We start from the raw sequence: 24608 nt of genomic DNA, 5'->3' as shown, positions 1-24608 counted from the left end.
CGTTCAGCCATCCACCCGGCTCCCCTGCGGCATGTCATAGCCCCGCAGCAGTTCGTCCGCCGTCATCGCCCCCTTGCCCGCACGCTGGATCAGCGTCGGGCGGATCGCCCCATGACCGCACCCGATCAGCAGCGCATCGTCCAGTAAGTCGCCCGGCGCGCCATCCTCATGCTCGACATGCGCCATCAGGATACGGAACCGTTCGCCGCCATATGCGAAGAACGCGCCGGGAAAGGGGTTGAAGGCCCGCACCTGCCGCTCGACCTGGATCGCCGGGCGGGTGAAGTCGATCCGCGCCTCAACCTTGTCGATCTTGGCGGCATAGGTCACGCCCTCTTCGGGTTGCGCCATCGCCGGGTGCAGCGCAATATCGTCCAGCACCTCGACCATCAGGTCCGCGCCCGCCTGCGCCAGTTCGGCCGTCAGTTCGCCCGCGGCCTTATATTCGATCGGCGTGATATATTTGGCTCGCATCGGCCCGGTGTCCAGGCCCGCTTCCATATCCATGATCGTCACGCCGGTCACATTGTCGCCGGACAGGATCGCCCGCTGGATCGGCGCCGCGCCGCGCCAGCGCGGCAGCAGCGACGCATGGATGTTCATGCAGCCATGGCGCGGCGCATTCAGCACGGCGCGCGGCAGGATCAGCCCATAGGCCGCGACCACCGCGACATCGGCGTCCAGTGCCGCAAAGGCGGCCTGCACCTCGGCATCCTTCAACGATACCGGCGTCCGCACCTCTATCCCCAGAGCCTCCGCCCGGCTGTGCACCGGGGACGAACGCAACCCCTTGCCGCGACCCGCGGGGCGGGGCGGCTGGCTATAGACGGCGACGATGGCGTGACCCGCCTTCTCTAGCGCGTCGAGCGCAGGAACGGCGAAATCGGGGGTGCCCATATAGATAATACGCATGATGCGTCCTCAAAGCCCTTGTCTGCATGACTTGCAACACTTTATCTCAGCATATGGCCTCACTTGAAATCGAAGCATTGACCCAAGCCCTGTCGCGGCTGCCCGGCCTTGGCCCCCGATCGGCGCGGCGGGCGGTACTGCATCTGCTCAAGAAGCGGGAAGGGGCGATGGAACCGCTGCTGCGCGCGCTCGAAGCGGTGAACGAGCGGATGGTGAGCTGCCACATCTGCGGTAATGTCGACACGATCGATCCCTGCGGCATCTGCGCCGATCCGCGCCGCGACCCGCGTGCGCTGTGCGTGGTGGAGGATGTGTCGGACCTGTGGGCGCTCGACAAGTCGCGCCTCTTCCCCGGCCGCTTCCACGTCTTGGGCGGGCGCCTGTCCGCGCTGGAAGGGGTGCGGCCCGAAGACCTGACGATCGACGCGCTGGTCGCGCGGCTGGAGCCGGGCGGCGTCGATGAAGTGGTGCTGGCAATGAACGCGACGCTGGAAGGACAGACCACCGCCCATTACCTCGCCGAACGACTGGAGCGCTTCCCGATCCGCCTGACCCAGTTGGCCCATGGCGTGCCGGTCGGCGGCGAACTCGACTATCTGGACGAAGGCACGCTGGCGCAAGCGCTCCGCGCGCGGCGGCCGGTAGGGTAGGGGACGCGCTGTCCTACTCTTCGGACGCCTGCTATACCGCCACGCGCATATCGGCGCGGCTTATCAAACCGTTCGTCCTGAGCTCGTCGAAGGACTTTTCTTCTTTTCGGGATCGTTCGGGACCACTTTGCTTCGCATCTGGCACCAAGGTTAGGTCGCTGCCGCCCTCAACGATTATTTTGTAATTTAATTTCCCATTTTTGTTCCGATATTTCAAGATGTGCAGGAAATGTGCGAAGTTAAGACATTAGAGCAAAGGCCACCCACCGCCGCCACCGCTCCTTCCCGCTGTTCGGTGACACGTCCACCCGCTTGAAATATCGCCCCGTTCCGTCTATGTTCGATCTATGGCAATCCTACCGATCCTTGAAGCGCCCGACCCGCGCCTGCGCACCATTTCGACCCCGGTCGATGCGATTGACGACGATCTGCAACGGCTGATCGACGATATGTTCGAAACGATGTACGACGCGCCGGGCATCGGCCTCGCCGCGATCCAGGTCGGCGTGCCCAAGCGGGTGCTGGTGATGGACCTGCAGGAACCCGAATCGGATGAGGAAGACGCCAAGCCGGTCAAGAAGCCGATGGTCTTCATCAACCCGCAGATCCTCAAAGGGTCCGAAGAGCTGTCCGTCTATCAGGAAGGCTGCCTGTCGGTCCCCGATCAATATGCCGAAGTCGAACGCCCCGCCGTCGTCCGCGCCAGCTGGATGGACCGCGAAGGCCGCATCCACGAAGAACAGCTCGAAGGCCTGCTCGCCACCTGCCTCCAGCATGAGATGGACCATCTGGAAGGCGTGCTCTTCATCGACCATCTGTCGCGCCTGAAACGCGACATGCTGCTCAAGAAACTGAACAAGGCCCGCCGCGCCGCCTGACCGGTGCGCCGCAGCAGTCAAAAAGGCCTCCCCAATCCGCATTGGGGAGGCCTTTTTTGACTGTGGGTGACTGTTACCCCACCCCGTCGGTATCCAGCGCATAGCCCGCAGATCGCACCGTGCGGATAATGTCCTGATATTGCCCGTCGGCGTTGATCGCTTTGCGCAACCGCCGGATATGCACGTCCACCGTGCGCAGTTCGATGTCGCTGTCCTGGCCCCATACGCTGTCGAGCAGCCGCTCGCGCGAGAAGACCCAGCCCGGATGCTCCAGGAAATGCTTGAGCAGGCGGAACTCGGTCGGGCCGAGCGGGATGACTTGCCCGCCACGACGAACCTTGTGCCCCACCGTATCCATCTCCACGTCGGAGAAGGTCAGCGTCTCCCCCGCCAGCGCCGGACGGACGCGGCGCAGCACCGCCCCGACCCGTGCCACCAGTTCGCGTGGGGAAAAGGGCTTGGTCACATAATCGTCCGCGCCGGTTTCCAGGCCCCGGACCCGATCCTCTTCCTCACCGCGCGCAGTCAGCATGATGATCGGGATATTGGCGGTGCCATTCATGCGGCGCAGGCGGCGGCATACTTCGATGCCGGACAGGCTTTCGACCATCCAATCGAGCAGCACGATGTCGGGCACATTTTCCTGCGCCATCAGCAATGCTTCTTCGCCGTCGACCGTATGGGCGACGTCGAAATCCTCCCGCTTGAAATGCCAGATGAGGAGTTCGGCCAGGGCTGCGTCATCCTCGACCAGCAGCATTTTCGCTCTTGCCATGATCAGTCCTCCGGCAACGGGTCGGCGCCGCGCTCACGCTCGGGCAGGGTCTGGCCGGTCGCGGCATAATAGACCATTTCCGCGACATTGGTCGCATGGTCACCGATCCGCTCGATATTCTTGGCAACGAACAGCAGATGCGCGCATTCGCTGATCGTCTTGGGGTTTTCGACCATGAACGTCACCAGCGTGCGGAACACACTGTTGTAGAAATCGTCCACCACCGTGTCGCGCTCGATCACCGCTAGGGCCAGGTCGGGATCGCGCGCGGCGAAGGCGTTCAGGGCGTCATGCACCATTTCACCGGCGACCTGGCCCATGGAAGGAAGAAGCGAAATCGGCTCCAGCGTCCGGGTGTTGGTCGCGATCAGCGGCACCCGCTTGGCGATATTCTTGGCATAGTCGCCGATGCGCTCCACGACGCTGACGATCTTCAAAGCGGCGATCACGTCGCGCAGGTCGTTCGCCATCGGCGCGCGCAGGGCGATCACCTGGATCACCAGCTTCTCGACCTCCGCCTCGATCGCGTCGATGCGCTTGTCGTCGGCGACGACTTCGGCCGCCAGTATCTTGTCCTGCCGTTGCAGCGCCAGCATGGCGTTTTCGATCGCTGCTTCCGCGCGTCCGCCCATTTCGGCGATCAGCCCGCGCAGCCGGTCGATTTCCTCGTCAAATGCCTTGATCGTATGTTCAGCCATTATCTCTCTCCGCCCGGATCGGCCCCAAAATCAGCCATAACGGCCGGTGATATAATCCTTGGTCCGCTCCTGGCGGGGATTGGTGAAGATGTCGGACGTCACGCCATATTCCACCAGGTCGCCCAGGTGGAAGAAGGCGGTCCGCTGCGACACGCGCGCGGCCTGCTGCATATTATGCGTGACGATGACGATCGCATAACGGCCGCGCAGTTCGTGGATCAGCTCCTCGATCTTGGCGGTGGCGATCGGGTCCAGTGCCGAGCAAGGCTCGTCCATCAGGATGACTTCGGGTTCCACCGCGATCGCACGCCCGATGCACAGCCGCTGCTGCTGGCCGCCCGACAAAGCCGTGCCGCTTTCGGTCAGCCGGTCCTTCACCTCGTCCCAAAGCCCTGCTCGGCGCAGCGACTTTTCCACGATCACATCCATGTCCGCCTTGCCCGCGGCCAGGCCGTGGATGCGCGGGCCATAGGCGATATTCTCGTAGATCGACTTGGGGAAGGGGTTGGGCTTCTGGAACACCATGCCCACTCGCGCGCGCAACTGCACCACGTCCATCGACGGGGCGTAGATATTCTCCCCGTCCAGCGTGATCTCACCCTCGACCCGCGCTGAAGCGACGGTGTCGTTCATGCGGTTGAGCGTGCGCAGGAAGGTCGATTTGCCGCAGCCCGACGGGCCGATGAAGGCGGTGACATGGTCCATGCCGACATCGATCGACACGCCCTTGATCGCCTGTTTCTCGCCATAGAAAACCTTGACGTCGCGGGCGGACATCTTCGGGTTCTCGATGGCCAGGTTGATTTGTTCTTCTGTCATGGGTGTCATTACCACCGTGTTTCAAACTTGTTGCGCAGGTAGATGGCGAGGCCGTTCATCGCGAGCAGGAAGGCCAGCAGCACGATGATCGCGGCGGACGTCTTTTCGACGAAACCCCTGGAGACTTCATCGGACCACAGGAAAATCTGCACCGGCAGGACGGTCGCCGGATCGGTGATCCCGCCCGGCGGCGTCGCGATGAAGGCGCGCATGCCGATCATCAGCAGCGGTGCGGTCTCACCCAGCGCGCGGGCCATGCCGATGATCGTGCCGGTCAGAATGCCGGGCAGGGCGAGCGGCAGCACGTGCTGGAACACGACCTGTACCGGACTGGCCCCGATGCCGAGCGCCGCGTCGCGGATGCTGGGCGGCACCGACTTGATGGCGTTGCGCCCGGCGATGACGATGACCGGCATCGTCATCAGCGCCAGCGTCAGGCCGCCGACCAGCGCTGCCGATCGCGGCAGATGGGCCAAGTTCAGGAAGATCGACAGGCCCAGCAGGCCGAAGATGATCGATGGCACCGCCGCCAGATTGTTGATCGACACTTCGATAATGTCGGTCCACCAGCTTTTGCGCGCATATTCCTCCAGATAGAGGGCGGTCGCCACGCCGACGGGGAAGCTGAGGATCAGCGTTACCAGCATCGTCAGCAACGATCCCTTGAACGCACCCCAGATGCCCACCTGGGTCGGATCGGTGCCGTCGCTGGCGGACAGGAAATTCCAGTTGAAGCCGGTGGACAGCACGCCCTGTTGCTTCAGCCGCGTCACCGCCGCTTCCATCTCCGGCGATCCCTGGCTCTTGGCCGCCAGGTCCAGGCCGGTGGAGGCAGGAACGTTGATCGTCTCGGTCCGGCTCAGGATCTTCGGATCGGCCTTGATCGCGTCACGGATGCTGATCCAGGCGGTCGGCGACAGCAGCGCATCGGCCTTGTCACCCAGCGCCTTTTTCGCGACTTCGCCGGTCACCATCGGCAAATTGGCGTTGTTCAACGCCTCGTCCGTGATCGCATTGGGATCGATCAGCAGCGGGGACGCCGGAAAATCGACTTTCAGCGCGATCTCCGTCCGGGTGAAGCCGCGCAGGCCATTGCCCATCATGGTGATGAGCAGGAACGCCAGGAAGGAGGCGGACAGGACGACCGCGAACAGGCCCGCAAATTTGAAGCGGCGTTCGGCGGCATAGCGCCCCGCGATCCGCTTGCGCATGGCCTCCGACTTCCAGTCGGTGGGGTTGCGAACAGCGCTCATTCGTAAGCCTCGCGATATTTCTTCACGACCCGCAGGGCCACGATGTTGAGCAACAGGGTGACGATGAACAACACCAGCCCCAGCGCGAAGGCCGCCAGCGTCTTGGCGCTGTCGAACTCCTGGTCGCCGGTCAGCAACTGGACGATCTGGGTCGTCACCGTGGTCACGCTGGCGAAGGGATTGGCGGTCAGGTTCGCGGCCAGGCCAGCGGCCATCACCACGATCATCGTTTCGCCGATGGCGCGACTGACGGCCAGCAACACGCCGCCTACGACACCGGGCAGCGCGGCGGGGATCAGCACCTTGCGGATCGTCTCGCTGGTGGTCGCGCCCATCGCCAGGCTGCCGTCGCGCATCGATTGCGGTACGGCGGCGATGCTGTCGTCCGCCATGGAGGAGACGAACGGAATGATCATCACGCCCATGACAAGCCCTGCGGCCAGCGCGCTTTCCGAAGAGGCGCCATGGATGCCGATCGATACGGCGAAGTCGCGGAGCGCCGGGGCAATGGTGAGCGCAGCGAAATAGCCATAGACCACGGTGGGTACGCCCGCGAGCATCTCCAGCGTCGGCTTCATCCACCGGCGCACGGTCGGGCTGGCATATTGCGTCAGGTAGATGGCGCTCATCAGGCCCAGCGGGATCGCGACGATCATGGCGATGATCGCGCCGATGAAGATGGTGCCCCAGAACAGCGGCACCGCGCCGAAGGCATCGTCATTGCCATAGCCCATGGCGGCCGACTGCGGCGACCATTTGGTGCCGAACAGGAAGTCGATCGGATTGACCATCGAGAAGAAGCGGAAACTTTCCCACAGCAGCGACGCGACAATGCCCACCGTCGTGATGATCGCGATCAGCGAAGCGACCAGCAGCGTCGCCATGACCAGCCGCTCGACCCGCGTGCGCGCCCGGAAATCGGGGCGGACGCGGGTGAAGGCATAGGCGCCACCCGCAAAGGCCAGCACCAGCGCCAGCACCGCGCCTGCAATGCCATATGTATCGAGCGCCGTGCGATAGGGTTCGACCAGCGCCTGCGACAGCGGATTGAACGCGCCTGCCTGACTGCCGCTGGCGATCGCCCTTGCCTCGCCCAATATGGCGGAGCGTGAGAAGGCGTCGGCGGGCAGGCTTTGGGCGGCCGGGTCTGCCAGCACGCTTTGCGTGACCAGCCCCGGCGCGACATTGGACCAGACCACCAGGAACAGGATGGCGGGGACCAAAGTCCACAGCGCCACGTACCAGCCATGATAGCCGGGCAGCGAATGGACGGCGTCACGCCGCCCGGTCGCCCGCGCCGCGGTTTGCAGCCGCAGCGCGCGGGCGCGGGCGCTGACCCAGGCGATCGCGCCCAGGCCCGCCAGCAGCAGGAGGATTGCAGGACCGGTCATGGCGCCCTTACTTCAGCTGCGAACCGTCGAGGACGGTGAGCGCCTTGACGATCTCGGCGCTCTTCTTGCGCACATCTTCCGGCGCCGCGACCATGCCGCGCTTGGTCAGCGCGCCGTCGGGGTTCCAGTTGGCGGCGAAGGCGTTCAGGAAGCCCTGAAGCCCCGGAATGGCCGCGATATGCGCCTTCTTCACATAGATGTAGAGCGGACGGGCGCCGGGATACTGGCCGGTCGACACGGTTTCGTAAGTCGCCTGAATACCGTTGATCGGCACGTCGTTCAACGTGTCCTTATTTTCTTCCAGGAAGCTGTAGCCGAATATGCCGACCGCATTGGGGTTCGCGCCCAGCTTCTGCACGATCAGATTGTCGTTCTCACCCGAGTCGACATATTTGCCGTCTTCGCGGATGCGGGTGCAGGTCGCCTTATATTCGTCTTCGTTCTTTTCCTTGAGCGCCTTCATCGCCGGATCGGACTGGCAGCCCTTTTCCAAGATCAGTTCGGCCAGCGAATCGCGCGTACCGCTGGTGGACGGCGGACCGAAGACCGAGATGGCGATGGCGGGCAGGCTGGGGTCCACATCCTTCCAAGTCTGGGCCTTGTTCGGACCCTTGCCATAGGGATTGGCGGCCAGCGCTTCATAGACGATCTTGGGGGTTAGTTTCAGGCCCGGGCCTTTTTTGGATTCGGCAAAGGCCAGGCCGTCTACGCCGACCTGGATTTCGATGATGTCCTTGACGCCATTGGTCTGGCACTGCTCATATTCGGACTTCTTGATCCGGCGCGACGCATTTTCGATGTCGGGGAATTGCGCGCCGACGCCTGCGCAGAACAGCTTCATGCCGCCGCCGGTGCCGGTCAATTCGATGATCGGCGACTTCATGCCGGCATTGCCCTGCACGAACAGTTCGGCGACCGCCGTGGCGAAGGGATAGACGGTGGACGAACCGACGGCGCGGATCTGGTCGCGCGTCTGGCCTGCGCCACCGCCGCCGGACTGGTCGCCGCATGCGGCAAGGCTGAGAACGCTTACGGTCGTCACGGCGAGCAGGGCGAATGTCTTCACGGGAACCTCCAAACAACAGAGCCGCGATTCGCTTGTCGCCGCCCCCTTGGGAAGCGCCCTAGTCGCGGACCATCGCGCCTTTGTGACAGTCAGGTTTCATTTTCATGACATCGTCCCCGAAAGCGCCGAAGGCCGCCTTTTCTCGTCGCTTTTATTTGGTACGTCCTCCATCGGCGGCGGTAGCAGCACGGTGATAGTCGTGCCTTTTCCCAATGTGCTGGCGATATCGAACCGCCCACGATGCCGCTCCACGATGTGCTTGACGATGGCGAGGCCAAGCCCCGTTCCGCCCATCGCCCGGCTGCGCCCCGAATTGACGCGATAGAAACGCTCGGTCAGGCGCGGCAAATGATCGGGACCGATGCCTTCGCCTTCATCGGCGACGGTCAGGCGCGTCATGCTGCTGGGCCCCTCGGTCAGCGTGACGCGAATCGGCGTACCGGGGCGGCCATATTTGATCGAATTGCCGATGAGGTTGTGCAGCAACTGCGAAAGCTGCGCCCGGTCGCCCTGCACGCTGGGCAACTGCGGCGCGATCTCCATCTCCACCTCGCGCCCCCGGTCGCCATGGCTGGAGCGGAAGACGCCGACGACTTCGGCCGCCAGTTCGGACAGGTCCACCAGCGCATCGGGCGCGCGGTATTTCTCCGCTTCGATCCGGGACAGCGATATGAGGTCGTCGATCAACCGCTGCATCCGCCGCGCTTCGCCGTCCATGATCTTCAGGAATTGCTGGCGGGTTTCGGTGTCCTTACCCAGTTCCGGGTCGGCCAGCGTTTCGATGAAGCCCAATATCCCGGCCAGCGGCGTGCGCAGTTCATGGCTGGCATTGGCGACGAAATCGACGCGCATCCGTTCGGCCGCATGGGTGCCGCTATGATCGACCAGATGGACCAGCCGCCGCATATCGGCGACCTGGCCGATCGGCGCGATCCGCATTTGCCAGCGCTGGTCGCGACTGCCCAGGCCGACCAGTTCCACCATCACCGGTTCCGCCATCGGCGCGCTGCTCGCCAGCCGTTCGGCGGCGGCGGGGTGGCGGATCGCCATGCGCGCGTCCTCCCCCTCGATATGCGTGCCGAGCAACCGCTGCGCCGCACGATTCGCACGCACGATGCGGCTGCGTTCTACCAGCATCAGCGGATCGGAAATCCCCTCCAGCAAGCTGGCGAAATCGGGGTGGCCGACCAGATCGGGTGTATCCGGAACGGCGGATTTGGCTGGTTGCCGCGCGGCGACGCCCTGGGCGCAGATCAACAGGACGATCAGTCCCGCCAGAATCGGCAGGGCGATGGTGATGGGCGATGCGCCCAGCAATAACGCGCCGCCCGTGCCAAGCAACAACATGGCAAGGGACGCCGTAATCTGGGATATTGTCAGTCAATTCATGGTTACCGCGCTGGATTTGTCGCGCAATTGCTGCGATGGCTATGTCTAATAGCGTGCAATCTTTACGCTTTGGCAAGTGCGACGAGCGGATCAGACGATATGAGCGACCCGAAGCCCGACCAGGATGGCCCAGAAGCCCATGATGACGCGCCCTCACTGGCTGTGCCATCGCGTCGCCAATTGCTGATGGGCGGCGCGGCCGCCGCATCGGCGATCGTGTCGATCCGCCCCGCGCTCGCCAACACCGCAGCGTCGGTGCTCAATTGTACGATCCCGGTTCCCGATCAGGGCAGGGCGGGCAATTTCATCGCCCCCAATGGTCAGCTCGTCCCGGCCGGTACGCCCGGCGCCTATCCCGGCACCGGTCGCAGCTTCACCGGCGAACAGGTGAAGCAGGCGCTGCGCGGCCGCCCGTTGCCGGGCACCGGCTATGAGCAGAATCAAGCCTATCTCAACTATATCCGCCGCCTCCAGCGGGGAACGAGCGGCTTTACCTGCTACGCCTCGCTGCAAATGCCGCGCTGAATCCGTCCTTTCTTGGTCTTGATCTGAACGAATACGGCTTATAGGCGTTGACGGCGTCGAACCTGGGACGGTTCGGTTTCTGGCTAGGACTTTGTGATGGTTCAGTCCCCCCGCGCGACGACGCGTGCTTTTTCGGTGGCTGTCTATCTGTATCAGCCTGGTGACGGCGGGCTTGACCGCGTCGCCATCCTGCTTGCCAACCATCTCCACCGTCAGGGCGTGCCGGTCGAACTGTGGATGGCGCGCACGGAGGGCGCCACCGCCCACCTGATCGATCCCACAATGACCGTGCGCTGCGTGCCCGCGCCCCGGGGCATCCGTCGCCTGTCGATGATCGCGCAATTTCCGGCGCTGGCCGCGATGGTGCGGCGGCATCGGCCCGACATTCTCTATTCGGCCGGTAACCAGAGCAATATGCTGGTCGCGCTGGCGACGCTGGGCACCACGACCAAGGCGGTCGGCCGTATTTCCAACCCGATCGTGCGGCCCGGCCAGACCGGCATCAGCGCATCGGCACGGCAGTTGCGCTTTCGCGCCATCGCCCGGCTGAGCGACCTGACAATCGTCATGGGCGAGCATGACCGCGAATTGCTGGCGCGCAGTGGCGACGTCCGGCTGCTGCCCCGGCCCACCGTGACGCAGGCGATGGAGCAGGCGCGCGCCGCACGGACGCCGCGTCGGCCCGGCGATCCGTGGCGCTTCCTCATGGTCGGGCGACTGGCGCGGCAGAAGGATCAGGCGACCGCGCTTGATGCGCTGGCGCTATTGCCTCATGGCGACTGGCGATTGACCATAGCAGGGCAGGGGCCACTAAGAACTAACCTCGAACGCCGCTGTGTCGCCCTGGGTATCGCCCATCGGGTCGATTTTGTCGGCTATGTCGGCGATCCGGCCCGAATGACCGCGCTCATGGCCCAGGCCGACCTGCTGCTACAACCGTCGCTGTGGGAAGGCCTGTGCGCGACCCTGATCGAGGCGCTGGCCTGCGGGGCGGGCGTGGTCGCGACCGACAGCACGCCCAATATCCGTCCGCTCCTGGCCGCCGCCGGGCAGCCGCCGGTGGTGCCGGTGGGCGATGCTGGCGCGTTCGCTCGCGCGATCGACCGAGCGATGAGTCACCCCGCGTCGCCCGCCCAGATGGCCGCCGCAATCCGAGACCATAGTGTAGAGCGCGCGCTGGACCGCTATCTGCGCGCGTTCGAAAGTCTGACGGGTGAAACCACCCGGCGATCGACCCGGTCGCCAGCCTTGTCCTGATGCGTTAGGTTCTTGGCTACGTCTTTCGCGCTACAGCGAGTGAGACAGTAATCAGGGGCATCAATGTGGACGGGACAAGAGCCTATCGTCGGGACGCGGCAGACGCGGTGTCGGCCTGTATCCTCGACGATCTGACCCTGTTGTACCACCACAGGTCGGGCCAGACCCATATGGTCATCAGCCCGGTGCCGGAGATATTGGACCGCATGGCCGATGGCGCACCGGTCAGCGTGGAAATGATGCACGACCGGCTGGCGCGCGACTATGATCTGGGACCGGTGGACGATGCCATGGCGGAGATCGCCGCGCATCTCGACGCGCTGGTCGCGCTGGGGCTGGTGCGCGCAGGATGAGGCACGCGATCACCCTGCGCATCGGCCCGGCGACCTTCCGCATCGGTTCCGCCTGGCCGCAGCCGATCGCGGCGCTGGCGCGGCTCTATGCGGCCTATCCCGATGTCGAGGGGGCGATCGCCGATTTCACGGTGCGGCTGCAGCCCACCAGCCTGATGCGGCGGTTCGTGCGCCCGTCCATCTTCATCACCGGCGACCATGGCCTGGCCGACGCCGCGCCGATGAGTTTGTCCCATGGCCTGCTGGCAGCGGAAATGGGCATGAACCTGCAAATGGCGCTGGGCTGGCGCAGGCACCTGTTGCTCCATGCGTCGAGCGTGGAGAAGGATGGGCGTGTCTTGGTCATGACCGGCGAATCCGGGTCGGGCAAATCGACGCTGGCGGCGCTGCTGGGCGAGCGCGGCTGGCGCTTCATGGGCGACGAGTTTGCGCTGCTGGATTGTGATAGCGGCGAGATCCTGCCGTTTCCGCGGCTTGTCAGCCTGAAGAATCAGGCGATCGACGTTGTCGCGCAGACCGTGGGGGAAGCGCGGATGGGACCGATGCTGCGAGCGACGGCCAAGGGGGACATCCGCCATATGGTGCCGCGTGCCGACGCGGTGGCGCGCATGGCGCAGGGCGGGATGCCCGCGCTGCTGCTCTTCCCCCGCTTCGGCCATGCCGCCGATGTGCGGCCGTTGGGGCAAGGCGAAATCTTCATGCGCCTGACGCAGGCATCGACCAATTATGTGGCGCTCGGCGAACCGGCCTTTACCGCGCTGACCCGCTTCGTCACGACCGTGCCGACCCGCGCGATCGACTTCCCGTCGGGCGACGATGCGATCGCGATGGTCGAGCGATTGTGGGAGCAACTGGCATGAGCGCGGCGCTGCTGGTGTTGGCGCTGCGCGATCCTGCGTCGGTCGCCCGGCTTGACGCGGCGGGTTGGAACCACTTGCTCGCAGCCGCGCGGGCGGAGCGATTGATCGGCACGCTGGCCTGGCGGCTGGCTGATGTGGCGGTACCCGATGCGGCAAGGGCGGTGCTGGACGATGCCAGGCATGATAGCGCGCGGGAAGGCCAGCAGGCGCTATGGGAGGCCGATCGCGCGGTCGATGCCTTGCGCGGGACGGACGTCAAGCTGGTGGTGCTCAAGGGTGCGGCCTATGTAGCGGCGGACCTGCGCGCCGGGCGGGGGCGTTTCGTCGGTGATCTCGACATTCTCGTGCCGCGCGACGCTATCCCGGTGGTGGAGCGCGCGCTGATCGCGGCGGGATGGGAATGGGTCAAGGAAGACCCCTATGACGACGCCTATTACCGCCAGTGGATGCATGAACTGCCGCCGATGATCCATGTCGAACGCGACCGGATGATCGATGTGCATCATACGATATTGCCGCTGACCGCCCGCCCGACGCCCGATGCAGCGGCGATGATCGCTGACGCCATTCCTATAACCAATGGATTATATATCCTGTCGCCGCAGGACCGCATCATCCATTCCGCCGCGCATATGCTGGCGGATGGCGATATGCAGGGGGGATTGCGCAATCTCTGGGATGTTCACTGCCTGTATCAAGAGGGGCTGGAGGCGGACGCAGATTTCCATCTTTCTTTACTGGATGCTGCCGCCCGGCATCAGTTGATTGATGCAGTCCGGCGCGCATTGCGCTTGTCGCATCGCCTCTACGGCACGGTGGGCACGGTCGATGACCCGCTGCGCTGGACCGATCGCCTGTTCATCGCGCGACTGCTGGCGCGGGACGGGTGGGGGCGTGAGACGCGCAAGGCGCTGGTCTTCGGCTTCTTCGTGCGGTCGCACTGGCTGCGGATGCCGCCGCTGATGCTGGCCCGACACCTATTCACCAAATGGCGCAAAGGGCATCGGCCGCAATAAGGGTGCGATTGATGCCCGCCAATCACCGGGGCGCCAGCACCGCCGCGATCGCCAGCGCAGCCATGTCGGCGACGGCGACCAGCCGCTCGGACGAAGCGCCCGCGCGTGCATCGGCGGACATGCCGGACATGACCGCCCCCATATAATCCGCGACCTGCTCCGCCACCTGCGGATGCTTTGGCTCCAGGAAGGCTCGCAGTTGCGCCATGTTCCCCGCCTTCCACGTGCGGGCGCAACCGGCCGCTTCGGCATCGGCGCCCCGCGCGCCTTCCAGCACCAGGCAGCCCGCCGCCTGGGGATCGGCGGCATAGATGCGGGCGGCAAGTGTTAGCAATGTATGCAGCGCCGCGACGGGCTCCGCGCCCGGGGTTAGCAGGGTGCCCAGCGGCAGGCCGTTGCGTGCATAGCGACCCAGCACTTCGTCGAACAAAGCGGCCTTGCTGCCGAACGCGGCATAAAGGCTGGGCGGGTTGACGCCCATCGCCTGGGCCAGGGCGGCGACGCCCACCCCGTCATAGCCATGCGCATGGAACAGCGCCCGCGCCTGATCCAGCGCGGCGTCGCGGTCGAACGCGCGGGGGCGACCGCGGCCTTTTGGTTTTTCTTTAACGGTCACTATAAAATTCCTTGACCAGCAATGGTGTCGATTTATATATCGATCACTATATAAATGCAAGGATGACGATGATGACTGATTTTACGTCGAAAAAGGCACTGGTTCTGGGCGGCAGTCGCGGCATCGGCGCGGCGATCGTGCGGCGCTTTGCTCGGGATGGCGCACAGGTCGCCTTCACCTATGCCGGATCGACCGATGCCGCGCAGGCGCTGGCCGCCGACACGGGCGCAGAGGCGATCCGGTCGGACGCGACCGACCGGCAGGCAGTGATCGATGTCGTCGCCGGGCAGGGTCCGCTCGACATATTGGTGGTCAATGCGGGGACAGCGGTGCTGGGCGACCCGCTGGAGCAAGACGCGGACGCGATCGACCGCATGATCGACCTCAATATCCGCGCGCCCTATCATGCCGCGGTCGAAGCGGCGCGGTTAATGCCGGATGGCGGTCGCATCATCGTCATCGGATCGGTCAATGGCGACCGCATGCCCTTTGCCGGCGGGGCGGGATATGCGCTGACCAAATCGGCGTTGCAGGGCATGGCGCGCGGCCTGGCCCGCGATTTCGGTGCGCGCGGCATCACCGTCAACATCATCCAGCCAGGCCCGGTCGATACCGACATGAACCCGGCCGATGGCCCGATGAGCGGCCTGATGCACAGCTTCATGGCGATCAAGCGCCACGCCACCGGGGGCGAAATCGCAGGCCTCGCCGCCTATCTGGCGGGACCGGAAGCGGGCATCGTCACCGGCGCCATGCACACGATCGACGGCGGTTTCGGCGCCTGATGACTCCCGTCAGGCGGCGGCCCGGCCCGGCGGTTGCAGATCTTCGGTCATGAGCCACATTTCGGCTGGTAGTTGGGAGGAGAACACCCCCACGATGGCGTCGCCCAAGCGTGCGCGGACATAAAGTTTGTCCGCCACGTCTGCGACCAAAATGGCGACCCGGTCCGTCGGTTGGTAGGTGCGTTCCATATGCCACAATATGCGCGCTTCGATGTCGGGCCTCTGCCGCTGCGCCCCGGTCACGTCGGACAGGATGCGGATCGGGAAGGCCTGACGCCGTCGATCGGCGATGATGAGGCCGAGATGGGTATAGTGGCGGTCGACATCGTCGATCGTCCATATGCCGGTGGCATGGACGAAGATGATACCGTCGGGATCGTCCAGCTCACATGCAATCATGGGACACCTTGGCGCTATGGTGCGAACATAGAGCTAATCTCGCCATGATGGCAAATGGCTTCGTTCCCATAAGGTGGAAAAAGAGCGGCCATCTGATTTGAATCGGATGGCCGCCTTTTCCCTTATTATTCGCCGACCATATGTATTGCCGGACTATTTCTTCAATATATCAAGGGCCAGCACGGTCATCGCTTCGCTCGCGGTGGCGATCACCTTGTCAGCTTCCGGCGCCCAGAATGGACTGTGGAGCGAGGGCAGGCTGCCCTGGCCCGCCTGTGCCGCCGCCATCTTGTCCGTGGGGACGCCGCCGACCCAGAAGATGAAGCTGTTGATGCTCTTGTCGGCGCGATAGAAACGGCTGAAATCCTCGCCGCCCATCACGGCCGGTGTCCTGACCACCCGTCCGGCGGGGAAATGCGCGTTCAGCACGCCCGCCATCTGTTCGGCAAATTCGGGCGGGTTGAAGGTGGAGGGGGTGAACTCGTCCTTGACCGATACTTCCGGCATCCGGTCTTCCGGCATCGCCGCCGCGATCGCCTCGCCCCGGCTGATCCGCTTGATCCCCTCGATCAGCTTCGCGCGAGTTTCGTCGGAATAGCTGCGCACGGTCAGCAACAGTTTCGCTTCGTCGGGGATGATATTATGCTTGGCCCCGGCCTGGAAGCTGCCGACGGTGACGACGGCGGGGTCTTGCGGGTCTTGTTCCCGGCTGACCAAAGTCTGCAAGGTGGTGACGATGCGGGAGGCCAGGACGATCGGGTCGCGGGTCGTCTGCGGATAGGCGCCATGCCCGCCCAGTCCTTTCACGAGAATGTCTACGCTGTCGACATTGGCCAGCGCATAGCCGGGCGTATAGCCGATCTGCCCGGCGGCCAGATTGGCCGCGTCGTGGAAGGCGATGGCGTGGGTCGGCTTGGGGAAACGGGTGTAGAGGCCGTCCTCCAGCATCATGCGTGCGCCCTTGCCCACTTCTTCGGCGGGCTGCAGGATCATCACCAGCGTCCCCTTCCAATCGGCCTTGCGCGCCGCCAGCAGCTTGGCCGTCTCGATGAAGGCGGTCATATGGGTATCATGGCCGCAGGCGTGCATGACGCCGGTCTCGACTCCCTCGGGCGTTTTGGTGCGGACCTTGGACGCAAAGGGCAGGCCGGTCTGCTCGACCACCGGCAGGCCGTCCATGTCGGCGCGGATCAGCAATGTCGGGCCGGACCCGTTCTTCATCACCGCGACGACGCCGGTGCCACCGACCTTTTCGGTGACGTCGAACTTCATCGCCTTCAGCCGCTTGGCGAGCTTCGCGGCGGTGTTTACCTCCTGCAGCGACAATTCAGGATTGGCATGGAGATCGCGATACAGCGTCATCAGCCCGTCCATGTCGGTCGCCACCGCCTTGCCGATCGCGCTCTGCATGGGAGGCGCTGCTGGCAAGGCAGGGGGCTGAGCGGCAGGCGTTGGGGCGGCAGGCGTTTGCGCCGCGGCGATGGACGAAAGGCTGGCGGCGGCCAGAACGGCCGTGAGCGCATGGCGCATGATGGTGATCTCCCTTGTTGGACCGGAGCATAAGGGGATTTCACGCGGGTTAAAGGGGGTGTTTTGCCGATCGCTGGGCCGTCGCCCGCGAAATACACGGCATCCGGCCGATCGTCGCCATGCGCCCCTTGAAAACCAGGTGTTTCGATACCATTTCACAAGTGAAAGGAACGATCCGGCGTCTCATGCGTCCTAATGATCGTCCCACCTGTTGCGGCGCGACTTGCGCCGGGCGCTGAACCTCTCTCGCGCCTTTTGCTACTGCACTGTTCCAGTTTTCCTCGTTCAAAGGAGCCTGTCCCATGGCCCAGACATCCGCATTCTGCCTTGCGCAGCAATCGTTGCATCAGGCGCGCGCGTCGTCCGAAACTCTGCCCAATGCACGTCAGATCGCGCAGCGGGCGGCCAATGCCTGGGGGCGGGAAGCGGAACTGGCCGCTGGCGCCGAACGCCGCCGCGCCACTCGTGCTGTCCTGTCGGAAGATGAAGCGATCGTCGCCGAATTTCGTGCGGAAGACGACGCCCTGCTGGCCGCCGCGCGCTGACACTATCCCGCCTTTCAGGAAGGACTGACCATGGCCAAGAGCCAGAAGAAATCAAATCGTGAAGTGCGCAAGCCCAAGGCGGAAAAACCGCCCAAAGGCAATGCGTCCAACCCGTCGAGCAAGCCCGGCGTGGTCGGCATCGTGACGTTGAAGAACTGAGTATGGCGGTCGATACGCCGGTTGATCCGGCCCCGTCGCCGTCCAACGGTCGCAGCATGTCCGGACGCCGCTTCACACCGCGCAATGCCGTCCGCCTGGCCCCTGATGCCGCCGAGCGTCAGGGTCGCATCACCCGGATGGCGATCGAGACATTGGGCGCGTCCGATGCGATCCTGTTCCTGAACAGCCAGCATGACGGGCTGGCGGATCGTCCGCTGGCTTTGGCGACAACCAGCGAGGACGGCCTGCAATCGGTCCTGCGCCTGCTGACGCCGCCGACAGCCTGACATCATGAAAGCCCCATCGGTCCGTCCGCGGATCGTTGGGGCTTCATGGATTCAATGTGTTATTGCGCGGTCCAGCCGCCATCGACGCTCATATTCGCGCCGGTGATGTTGGCGGCGGCATCGCTGCACAGGAACAGCGCGATGGCGGCGACCTGTTCGACCGTCACGAATTGCTTCGTCGGCTGGCCCGCCAGCAGCACATCGTTCATCACCTGGTCGCGCGTCATGTTGCGCGCCTTCATCGTGTCGGGGATCTGGTTTTCGACCAGCGGCGTCCAGACATAGCCGGGCGAAATGCAATTGGCGGTGATCCCGTCGGTCGCCACTTCCAGCGCCACCGTCTTGGTAAAGCCCGCCAGCCCGTGCTTGGCCGTGACATAGGCGCTCTTGAACGGAGAGGCGACCAGCGAGTGCGCCGATGCCGTCTGGATGATGCGACCCCATTTCTTGGACTTCATGTATGGGATGGCAAGCCGGGTCGTGTGGAACGCACTGCTGAGGTTCAGCGCGATGATGAGGTTCCATTTGTCGACCGGAAATTCCTCGACCGGCGCGACATGCTGCGTCCCGGCATTGTTGATCAGGATATCGACCCCGCCAAAGGCGTCGGCTGCCTGCGCCATCATCGCCTCAATCTCTTCGGCCTTGGTCAGGTCATGGCCCGAATAGAGCGCCTTAGCCCCGCTCAGCGCCTCCAGCCCGACACGTTCCGTCTCGATCGCGTCGGCATCGCCGAACCCGTTGATGACGACATTGGCGCCTTCCCCGGCCAGCGTCTTGGCATAGGCGAGGCCAATGCCCGATGTGGACCCGGTGATCAGCGCGGTCTTGCCTGCAAGCGACTTGCTCATGCCATTTTCTCCTTGAGATGATCGGGTGCATCGAGGTCGAAGGTCGCGCTCTTGCCATCCAGGATGTTGCGCGCGATCAGGTCGCCCTTGTGCATCACTTCTTCCACCGCGTCCCGGCCCTGGCTCCAATGGTCGAGCATGGTCGATCGGGAAAATTCGAAGTCCTTCGCGCCGCTTTCCCAGGCGCGCGTGCGATAGATCAGGTGGACAATATTGACCGACCCCTGGTCCAGGCACTGGCGTAACGCCTGCGCTTCGGCGCCGTTCTGCATATTGGGCGGCAACTTGTCGAGCAGCGCCTTGATCGCGCCATGCTCGCGGCGCAGGCGCAGATATTGGTCCGTTACCTGCCGGGTGCGGCTGCTATATTGCACGTCTTTCATGCGCGAATAGACATCGGTCATCTGCCGCGGCATCGGCCCTTCGGCCGGGAAAAGATCGACCTGAAACACCAGCATATCTTCGGTCTGGTGCGTGAGGACGTGGGATAGCGGCGTGTTGGAGACAAGCCCGCCGTCCCAATACCAGCGCCCGTCAATTTCGACCGGCGGCAGGCCGGGGGCAGGGCGCCCGACGCCATGATATGCCGCGCGTCGATCCGCGTGTTGCCGCCGGGGCCACGCGTATCCCAATATTCGAAATTGCCGGTTTCCACATCGACAGCACCCACCGACAGGCGGACCGGGCCATCGTTCAGCAGATCCCAGTCGACGCAGGCGTCCAGCGTGTTCTTGAGCGGTTCGCTATCGTAGAAGCTGATCGCGCCAGGCGTGCCTTCGGGCATCATCATCGCGGGCCACAGCCGTGGGCGGAACATGCCCGGCACGCCGAAGGTCGCCACCGTGCCGGCCGCCGCCAGATGCACCGCCTCACGGACATGGTCGATTTCGGGCAGCAGCATATTGGGCATCCCGCCCGACACGGTGTACCAGAATTTCTTCAGCCGACTGATCCGGCGATGAGGCAGGTTCCCCGCGATGATCGCCGCGTTGATCGCGCCGATGGATATGCCCGCGACCCAGCTGACATCGACGCCCAGTTCGTCCAGCCGTTCATAGACGCCGGACTGGAACGATCCCAGCGCCCCACCACCCTGCAACAACAACGCGACTTCGCGGGGGAGGGGGAGCGGGGTGCGCGCGCGACGCGGCGGTTTCGCTTGGTCGGGCAAGGGTTCGGTTTCAGCCATGTCGCAGTGCAATATAGGCTTTGACGACATCTTTCCAACTTAATGTCTCGTAACAATTCGCCCATCTTTGCAACCTTCCCCGTGGCGGGCGGTTCCCCGCAGCAATTGAATCGCGTAGGCAACGAAGGCAGCAAAGGGAGGGCGCCATGCGGCTCGACGACGAACAGGAAAGCAGCAATTACGAAGTGCAGAGCGGGCGCGGCGGTGGCGGCGGCGGTCTGGGCGGAGGCCTGGGCATGTTGCTGCCACTGATCGGCAGCCGCTTTGGCTGCGGCGGCATCGTCGTGGTGCTGATCATCATGGTGGTGATGGGTATGAACCCATTGAGCCTGATCGGTGGCGGTGGTGGCGGGCAGCAGGTCCAGACCGAGCGCCCCGCAACGACGGAATTGAGCGACGTGCAGCGCACCTCGCTCAAAGTGCTGGGATCGACCGAACGTCGCTGGACCGACATCTTCAAGGCGGAAGGGCAGCAATATCCCCCGCCCAAACTGCTTTTCTACACGCAGGACGGCCAGTCGGGTTGCGGCGCGGCGCAATCGGCGATGGGACCATTTTATTGCCCGGCGGACCAGCGCATCTATCTCGACACCGATTTCTTCAACGAAATGAAAACGCGCTTCAACGCGCCCGGCGACTTCCCGATCGGCTATATCATAGCGCATGAGGTCGGCCATCATATCCAGACCATCACCGGCGAAGCGGACAAGATTCGCAAGGCGCAGCAGGGCGCATCCGAAGCGCAGGGCAATGCGCTGCAGGTAAAGATGGAATTGCAGGCGGACTGCTATGCCGGCGTCTGGGCAGCGCGCGACACCAATTTGATGGAAGCGGGCGACCTGGAAGAAGGGATGCGCGCCGCTGAAACGATCGGCGACGATACGCTGCAGAAAGCGGCCGGGCGTCGGCCGGTGCCCGAAAGTTTCACCCACGGCACCAGCGCCGAGCGGATGACCTGGCTACGCAAGGGATTATCGACCGGCGATCCCGCGCAGTGCGATACGTTCAAAGGGTCGATCTGACAGCGACTATAGTTCGGCGTTTGGCGATCCGGCCGGTGCGCCGAGCGGCGACATGGGGCCGGGAGCGGTCGGTAAACCGGCTCCTGGCGCTATCGAGGGCTGACCCGCATCCGGGGCAGGCTGCGCGAAGGACGAGGGGTCATCTACGCCCGTCGAAGTATCGGTTGGCGTTACCGGCGGCGCAACCGGAACGGGGATAGGCGGCGTCGGCGGTGCATCAGGCTGAACGGCTGGCGCCTGCTGGGCCGTTTTTGGCAGGATGCTCTGCGTCGCCATCACGATCAATGGGGCGGCAAGCAAAATGGCGATGGCAAAATTACGGTACAGCATGACTGCTACTTTATCCGGTTACGATTCCCATCGTATTTTATCGGATATGCGTAAACAAAGCCCTGCAATGGGCTGGTCGATCAGTGCCGGTCGAGCTTGGCAAGCAACGCCATCATGTCTGCGGGCAAAGCGTCGCGCCCCGTCGCATATGTGGAGCGCAGGGCGTTGCCGACACCTTCATAAGGCTCTGGCAAGGCGACGGTGACGATGCGGGCGTTGCCGCCGTCGCGTCCCGATGCCGATCGGCCAAAGGCTTTGCGCTGGATGTCCATGCACACTGAACGGCCGTGTGACCCAAAAGTTTCTGCTATTCGTCTTATCGTAACGCGATAGCGGCCGGATAAAAGGAGAGCGACGTGACCGACTGGCTGGAAACACAGGCTCGGATCAGGGGCCATTCCCCCTTTCTTGCCCGCGCGTTAGACCGGTTTCCGACGGTGGTCGAACGGCTGGCGGCGGGCGATCATGACGATGCATTGGTCGTTGCGCAGGCGGCAGGCGGCCCGCAAGACGCGCCAGGATACAGCGTCGCCCAATCGCTGCGTCGTCGCCGCGGGGCGATCGCGCTGGCGGTCGCCGCCGCCGACCTGGCGGGCGCATGGGACATGGATCGCGTCACCCGCACCCTGTCCGACTTTGCTGACCAGGCGGTGGAAGAGGCGCTCGCCGCCGCCATGCGCGAACGCTATCCCGATGCGGAGCATCGGGGTTTCGTCGTGTTGGCGCTGGGCAAGCATGGCAGCCGCGAACTGAATTATTCTTCGGATATCGACCCGATCCTGCTCTACGATCCCGCCACCCTGCCGCATGGCGAGCGGGAGGATGTCGCCGACGCCGCCGTGCGCATCGGTCGCCGGATGAGCGAATTGCTGACCTCGCGCGATGGCGACGGCTATGTTTTTCGCGTCGACCTGCGCCTTCGTCCTTCGCCCGAAGCCACGCCGATCGCGCTGCCGGTGGAAGCGGCGATCGGCTATTATGAATCGACGGCGATGGGGTGGGAGCAGGCCGCCTTCATCCGCGCCCGTCCGGCCGCGGGCGACATGGCGCTCGGCGAATATTTCCTGCGCCAGATCCGCCCCTTCGTCTGGCGGCGAAGCCTGGATTTCGGCGCGATCGACGCCATCGTCGATATCAGCCGCCGCATCCGCGACCATTATGCGCAGGGGCAGGCGTTCGGGCCGGGCTATGACCTGAAACGCGGGCGAGGCGGCATCCGCGAGGTGGAGTTTTTCGCGCAGGTCCACCAGTTGATCCATGGCGGCCGCAACGCCGCGCTCCGATCCGGCAACACGCGCGAAGCCCTGCGCGCGCTGGCGGCGGCGGGCGTGATCGAGGCCGATGTCGCCGCCCGGCTGGACGAAGCCTATATCCTCTTCCGCACCATCGAACATCGGCTGCAGATGGTGGGGGATCGCCAGACGCACGAACTGCCCAAATCGCCCACCAGTCTCGATAATGTCGCACAATTGCACGGCCTGCCGGATGCCGCCGCGCTGCTCGACCTGCTGCGCCCGCATGTCGAATGGGTCGGCCGCAACTATGATCGCCTGTCCCCGGAAAAGGACGACGCGGCGCTTTCCCATGACGAGGACCGGCTGAAGCAACAACTGACGGATTTGGGTTTTGCCGATCCCGAAACCCCGCTTGCCCGCATCACCCGCTGGCGCGGTGGCACGATCCGCGCCCTGCGCAGCGGGCCGTCACGCGAAGCGCTGGAAGCGCTGCTCCCCGGCCTGATGCGGACGCTGGCGCAGGCGCCCGATCCCAGCCGTGCTCTCAACCGGCTGGACGACATGATCGGCCGCCTGCCCAGCGCCATCAACTTCTTCAAACTGCTCGCCGCGCGGCCCGCGCTGGTCGAACTGCTGGCCGAATTGCTGAGCCATGCGCCAACCTTGGCCGATGCGCTGGGGCGCCGGGCCGAACTGATCGACGGATTGATCGATGCCACCGCCTTCGACCCGCCACCGCCCGTGCCGCAACTGGCGGCACAGCTTGGCGCGCTGGAGCCGGGGGAGGATTATCAGGCGCTGCTCGACCGGGTGCGCCAGCGGGTCGGTGACCGACGTTTCGCCTTGGGCGCGCAGATCATTCGCGGCGGCGATCCGCTGGAGGCAGGCAGGGGCTATGGCCGCGTCGCCGAAGCCGCGATCGAGGTGCTCGCCGCGGGCACGGTGGCGGAGTTCGAAATCGCCCACGGCATAGTGCCCGGCGGCGAATTGCTGATCCTGGCGCTCGGCCGCATGGGCGGCGGCGTGCTGACCCACGCCTCCGACCTCGATCTCGTCTATCTCTTCACCGGCGATTTCGCGACCGAATCGGATGGTCCCAAACCCTTGGGCGCGACCCAATATTTCAACCGCCTGGCTCAGCGGATCACCAATGCATTATCAGTCGCCACCGCCTTCGGCCCGCTCTACGAAGTCGATACCCGCCTGCGTCCGTCCGGCGCGCAAGGGCTGTTGGCGGTCAGCCTCGACAGTTTCGCCAAATATCAGCGGGAAGAAGCCTGGACCTGGGAGCATCTGGCGCTCACCCGTGCGCGCCCGGTCTTCGGGTCGCCGCAGGCGCGCGCCGCGCTCGACGCGGTCCTCATGCAAACGCTGCAACGCCCCCGCGATTTCGAGGAGCTGGCGCGCCAGGCGGTGAAGATGCGCCGCGACATCGCCAAACATAAGCCGCCCGTCGGCGACCTCGACGTCAAGCTGGTGCCGGGCGGCCTCATCGACCTGGAATTCCTGATCCACGTCAACCAGTTCCATTATCGCATGGCGTTCGACCCGGACCTCAGCAAAGCATTGGCGCAACTGGTCGCCGCCGGGCATCTGCCCGCGGACCTGATTGCCGCGCATGACCTGATCACCCGCTATCTGGTCGTCTCGCGCCTCGTCTCGCCCAAATCCACCGAACCGGCCGAGGCCACCCGTGCGCTCGTCGCCCGCGCTTGCGGTATGGCCGATTGGGAAGGGCTGCTTGCAAGCTATGCCAAGGCGCGGCAAAGCGTGGGCCAAGCCTGGGCCGCGCTCGCCGCGCCCTATCAGGAGGAATGA

At 64.4% G+C, this 24608-nt stretch carries 26 protein-coding genes and 1 pseudogene; 13 read left to right on the top strand and 14 right to left on the bottom strand.

Translation table 11 applies throughout. The features are described from left to right. Nucleotides 1-3 precede the first annotated feature (3 nt). A complete protein-coding gene (gene fmt, locus U5A89_RS14405; RefSeq protein WP_338161760.1) occupies nucleotides 4-912 on the bottom strand; it encodes a methionyl-tRNA formyltransferase in 909 nt (302 codons plus the stop codon). 53 nt (nucleotides 913-965) lie between these two features. On the opposite strand from fmt, the gene recR reads away from it, so the two are divergent. Both recR and def read left to right on the top strand, forming a co-directional pair. Further along, on the top strand, nucleotides 966-1562 hold the full coding sequence (gene recR / locus U5A89_RS14400; protein WP_338161759.1) for a recombination mediator RecR: 597 nt from the start codon (nucleotides 966-968) through the stop codon (nucleotides 1560-1562). A 347-nt stretch (nucleotides 1563-1909) separates the two neighbouring features. Further along, nucleotides 1910-2440 (top strand): peptide deformylase, encoded by a 531-nt coding sequence (gene def, locus U5A89_RS14395; RefSeq protein ID WP_338161758.1) that lies wholly within the window; start codon nucleotides 1910-1912, stop codon nucleotides 2438-2440. A gap of 73 nt (nucleotides 2441-2513) precedes the next feature. Here def and phoB read toward each other — a convergent pair whose 3' ends face one another. From phoB to U5A89_RS14360, 7 genes are all read right to left on the bottom strand, one after another. Further along, nucleotides 2514-3215, bottom strand: a complete 702-nt coding sequence (gene phoB / locus U5A89_RS14390; protein ID WP_338161757.1) for a phosphate regulon transcriptional regulator PhoB — start codon at nucleotides 3213-3215, stop codon at nucleotides 2514-2516. A 2-nt stretch (nucleotides 3216-3217) separates the two neighbouring features. Further along, complete coding sequence (gene phoU, locus U5A89_RS14385) at nucleotides 3218-3913, bottom strand: phosphate signaling complex protein PhoU (protein ID WP_338161756.1); 696 nt, start codon at nucleotides 3911-3913, stop codon at nucleotides 3218-3220. Nucleotides 3914-3943: 30 nt separating this feature from the next. Continuing rightward, a complete protein-coding gene (gene pstB / locus U5A89_RS14380; RefSeq protein WP_338161755.1) occupies nucleotides 3944-4732 on the bottom strand; it encodes a phosphate ABC transporter ATP-binding protein PstB in 789 nt (262 codons plus the stop codon). Nucleotides 4733-4740: 8 nt separating this feature from the next. Then, nucleotides 4741-5985: a phosphate ABC transporter permease PstA gene (gene pstA, locus U5A89_RS14375; protein WP_338161754.1), complete on the bottom strand. Its 1245-nt coding sequence runs from the start codon at nucleotides 5983-5985 to the stop codon at nucleotides 4741-4743. Continuing rightward, nucleotides 5982-7376, bottom strand: a complete 1395-nt coding sequence (gene pstC / locus U5A89_RS14370; RefSeq protein WP_338161753.1) for a phosphate ABC transporter permease subunit PstC — start codon at nucleotides 7374-7376, stop codon at nucleotides 5982-5984. Before pstC ends, pstA begins: the two co-directional genes overlap by 4 nt. 7 nt (nucleotides 7377-7383) lie before the next feature. Then, nucleotides 7384-8442 carry a substrate-binding domain-containing protein gene (locus U5A89_RS14365; protein ID WP_338161752.1) on the bottom strand — a complete coding sequence of 353 codons (1059 nt, stop codon included), beginning with the start codon at nucleotides 8440-8442 and terminating at the stop codon, nucleotides 7384-7386. Nucleotides 8443-8544: 102 nt separating this feature from the next. After that, nucleotides 8545-9789 carry an ATP-binding protein gene (locus tag U5A89_RS14360; RefSeq protein WP_338161751.1) on the bottom strand — a complete coding sequence of 415 codons (1245 nt, stop codon included), beginning with the start codon at nucleotides 9787-9789 and terminating at the stop codon, nucleotides 8545-8547. Nucleotides 9790-9930: 141 nt separating this feature from the next. Between U5A89_RS14360 and U5A89_RS14355 the strand changes: the two genes are divergently transcribed. From U5A89_RS14355 to U5A89_RS14335, 5 genes are all read left to right on the top strand, one after another. Further along, entirely contained in the window at nucleotides 9931-10356 is a 426-nt protein-coding gene (locus U5A89_RS14355) for a hypothetical protein (protein WP_338161750.1), read from the top strand. Between the two features lie 96 nt (nucleotides 10357-10452). Continuing rightward, nucleotides 10453-11613 carry a glycosyltransferase gene (locus tag U5A89_RS14350; protein WP_338161749.1) on the top strand — a complete coding sequence of 387 codons (1161 nt, stop codon included), beginning with the start codon at nucleotides 10453-10455 and terminating at the stop codon, nucleotides 11611-11613. Between the two features lie 65 nt (nucleotides 11614-11678). Then, nucleotides 11679-11966, top strand: a complete 288-nt coding sequence (locus tag U5A89_RS14345) for an HPr-rel-A system PqqD family peptide chaperone (protein ID WP_338161748.1) — start codon at nucleotides 11679-11681, stop codon at nucleotides 11964-11966. Continuing rightward, the gene (locus U5A89_RS14340) at nucleotides 11963-12826 is read left to right on the top strand and encodes an HprK-related kinase A (protein ID WP_338161747.1); all 864 of its coding nucleotides are present in this window, start codon (nucleotides 11963-11965) and stop codon (nucleotides 12824-12826) included. The genes U5A89_RS14345 and U5A89_RS14340 overlap by 4 nt, the downstream gene beginning before the upstream one ends. Beyond that, nucleotides 12823-13842, top strand: coding sequence for a nucleotidyltransferase domain-containing protein (locus tag U5A89_RS14335; protein ID WP_338161746.1), 1020 nt, complete (start codon nucleotides 12823-12825; stop codon nucleotides 13840-13842). Before U5A89_RS14340 ends, U5A89_RS14335 begins: the two co-directional genes overlap by 4 nt. Before the next feature lie 22 nt (nucleotides 13843-13864). On the opposite strand, the gene U5A89_RS14330 is transcribed toward U5A89_RS14335, so the two are convergent. Further along, nucleotides 13865-14458 (bottom strand): TetR/AcrR family transcriptional regulator, encoded by a 594-nt coding sequence (locus U5A89_RS14330; RefSeq protein ID WP_338161745.1) that lies wholly within the window; start codon nucleotides 14456-14458, stop codon nucleotides 13865-13867. A gap of 71 nt (nucleotides 14459-14529) precedes the next feature. Here U5A89_RS14330 and bdcA point away from each other — a divergent pair, with 71 nt between their 5' ends. Next, nucleotides 14530-15243 carry an SDR family oxidoreductase gene (bdcA, locus tag U5A89_RS14325; RefSeq protein ID WP_338161744.1) on the top strand — a complete coding sequence of 238 codons (714 nt, stop codon included), beginning with the start codon at nucleotides 14530-14532 and terminating at the stop codon, nucleotides 15241-15243. A 9-nt stretch (nucleotides 15244-15252) separates the two neighbouring features. Here bdcA and U5A89_RS14320 read toward each other — a convergent pair whose 3' ends face one another. Next, nucleotides 15253-15642 carry a hypothetical protein gene (locus U5A89_RS14320; RefSeq protein ID WP_338161743.1) on the bottom strand — a complete coding sequence of 130 codons (390 nt, stop codon included), beginning with the start codon at nucleotides 15640-15642 and terminating at the stop codon, nucleotides 15253-15255. Between the two features lie 153 nt (nucleotides 15643-15795). Beyond that, nucleotides 15796-17172, bottom strand: a complete 1377-nt coding sequence (locus U5A89_RS14315) for an amidohydrolase (RefSeq protein ID WP_338161742.1) — start codon at nucleotides 17170-17172, stop codon at nucleotides 15796-15798. A 302-nt stretch (nucleotides 17173-17474) separates the two neighbouring features. On the opposite strand from U5A89_RS14315, the gene U5A89_RS14310 reads away from it, so the two are divergent. From U5A89_RS14310 to U5A89_RS14300, 3 genes are read left to right on the top strand one after another with little or no spacing between them, the layout of a single operon-like run. Beyond that, complete coding sequence (locus tag U5A89_RS14310) at nucleotides 17475-17717, top strand: hypothetical protein (RefSeq protein ID WP_338161741.1); 243 nt, start codon at nucleotides 17475-17477, stop codon at nucleotides 17715-17717. 30 nt (nucleotides 17718-17747) lie between these two features. Next, nucleotides 17748-17876 carry a hypothetical protein gene (locus U5A89_RS14305; RefSeq protein WP_338161740.1) on the top strand — a complete coding sequence of 43 codons (129 nt, stop codon included), beginning with the start codon at nucleotides 17748-17750 and terminating at the stop codon, nucleotides 17874-17876. Nucleotides 17877-17878: 2 nt separating this feature from the next. Beyond that, complete coding sequence (locus tag U5A89_RS14300) at nucleotides 17879-18163, top strand: hypothetical protein (protein WP_338161739.1); 285 nt, start codon at nucleotides 17879-17881, stop codon at nucleotides 18161-18163. Between the two features lie 59 nt (nucleotides 18164-18222). Here U5A89_RS14300 and U5A89_RS14295 read toward each other — a convergent pair whose 3' ends face one another. Next, nucleotides 18223-19014 carry a 3-hydroxybutyrate dehydrogenase gene (locus U5A89_RS14295; RefSeq protein ID WP_338161738.1) on the bottom strand — a complete coding sequence of 264 codons (792 nt, stop codon included), beginning with the start codon at nucleotides 19012-19014 and terminating at the stop codon, nucleotides 18223-18225. Continuing rightward, nucleotides 19011-20203: pseudogene (locus U5A89_RS14290) on the bottom strand (DUF3734 domain-containing protein). Before U5A89_RS14290 ends, U5A89_RS14295 begins: the two are co-directional and overlap by 4 nt. Before the next feature lie 146 nt (nucleotides 20204-20349). On the opposite strand from U5A89_RS14290, the gene ypfJ reads away from it, so the two are divergent. Further along, nucleotides 20350-21225, top strand: coding sequence for a KPN_02809 family neutral zinc metallopeptidase (ypfJ, locus tag U5A89_RS14285; RefSeq protein WP_338161737.1), 876 nt, complete (start codon nucleotides 20350-20352; stop codon nucleotides 21223-21225). A gap of 410 nt (nucleotides 21226-21635) precedes the next feature. Here ypfJ and U5A89_RS14280 read toward each other — a convergent pair whose 3' ends face one another. Further along, entirely contained in the window at nucleotides 21636-21827 is a 192-nt protein-coding gene (locus U5A89_RS14280) for a hypothetical protein (protein WP_338161736.1), read from the bottom strand. Nucleotides 21828-21911: 84 nt separating this feature from the next. Here U5A89_RS14280 and U5A89_RS14275 point away from each other — a divergent pair, with 84 nt between their 5' ends. Next, nucleotides 21912-24608, top strand: a complete 2697-nt coding sequence (locus U5A89_RS14275; RefSeq protein WP_338161735.1) for a bifunctional [glutamine synthetase] adenylyltransferase/[glutamine synthetase]-adenylyl-L-tyrosine phosphorylase — start codon at nucleotides 21912-21914, stop codon at nucleotides 24606-24608.

Origin of the sequence: Sphingobium sp. HWE2-09 (assembly GCF_035989265.1) — a bacterium.
In the GTDB taxonomy this organism is placed as follows: Bacteria; Pseudomonadota; Alphaproteobacteria; order Sphingomonadales; family Sphingomonadaceae; genus Sphingobium.
Note: the sequence above shows the minus strand (reverse complement) of the source record. Positions and strands in the feature narration are given on the sequence as shown.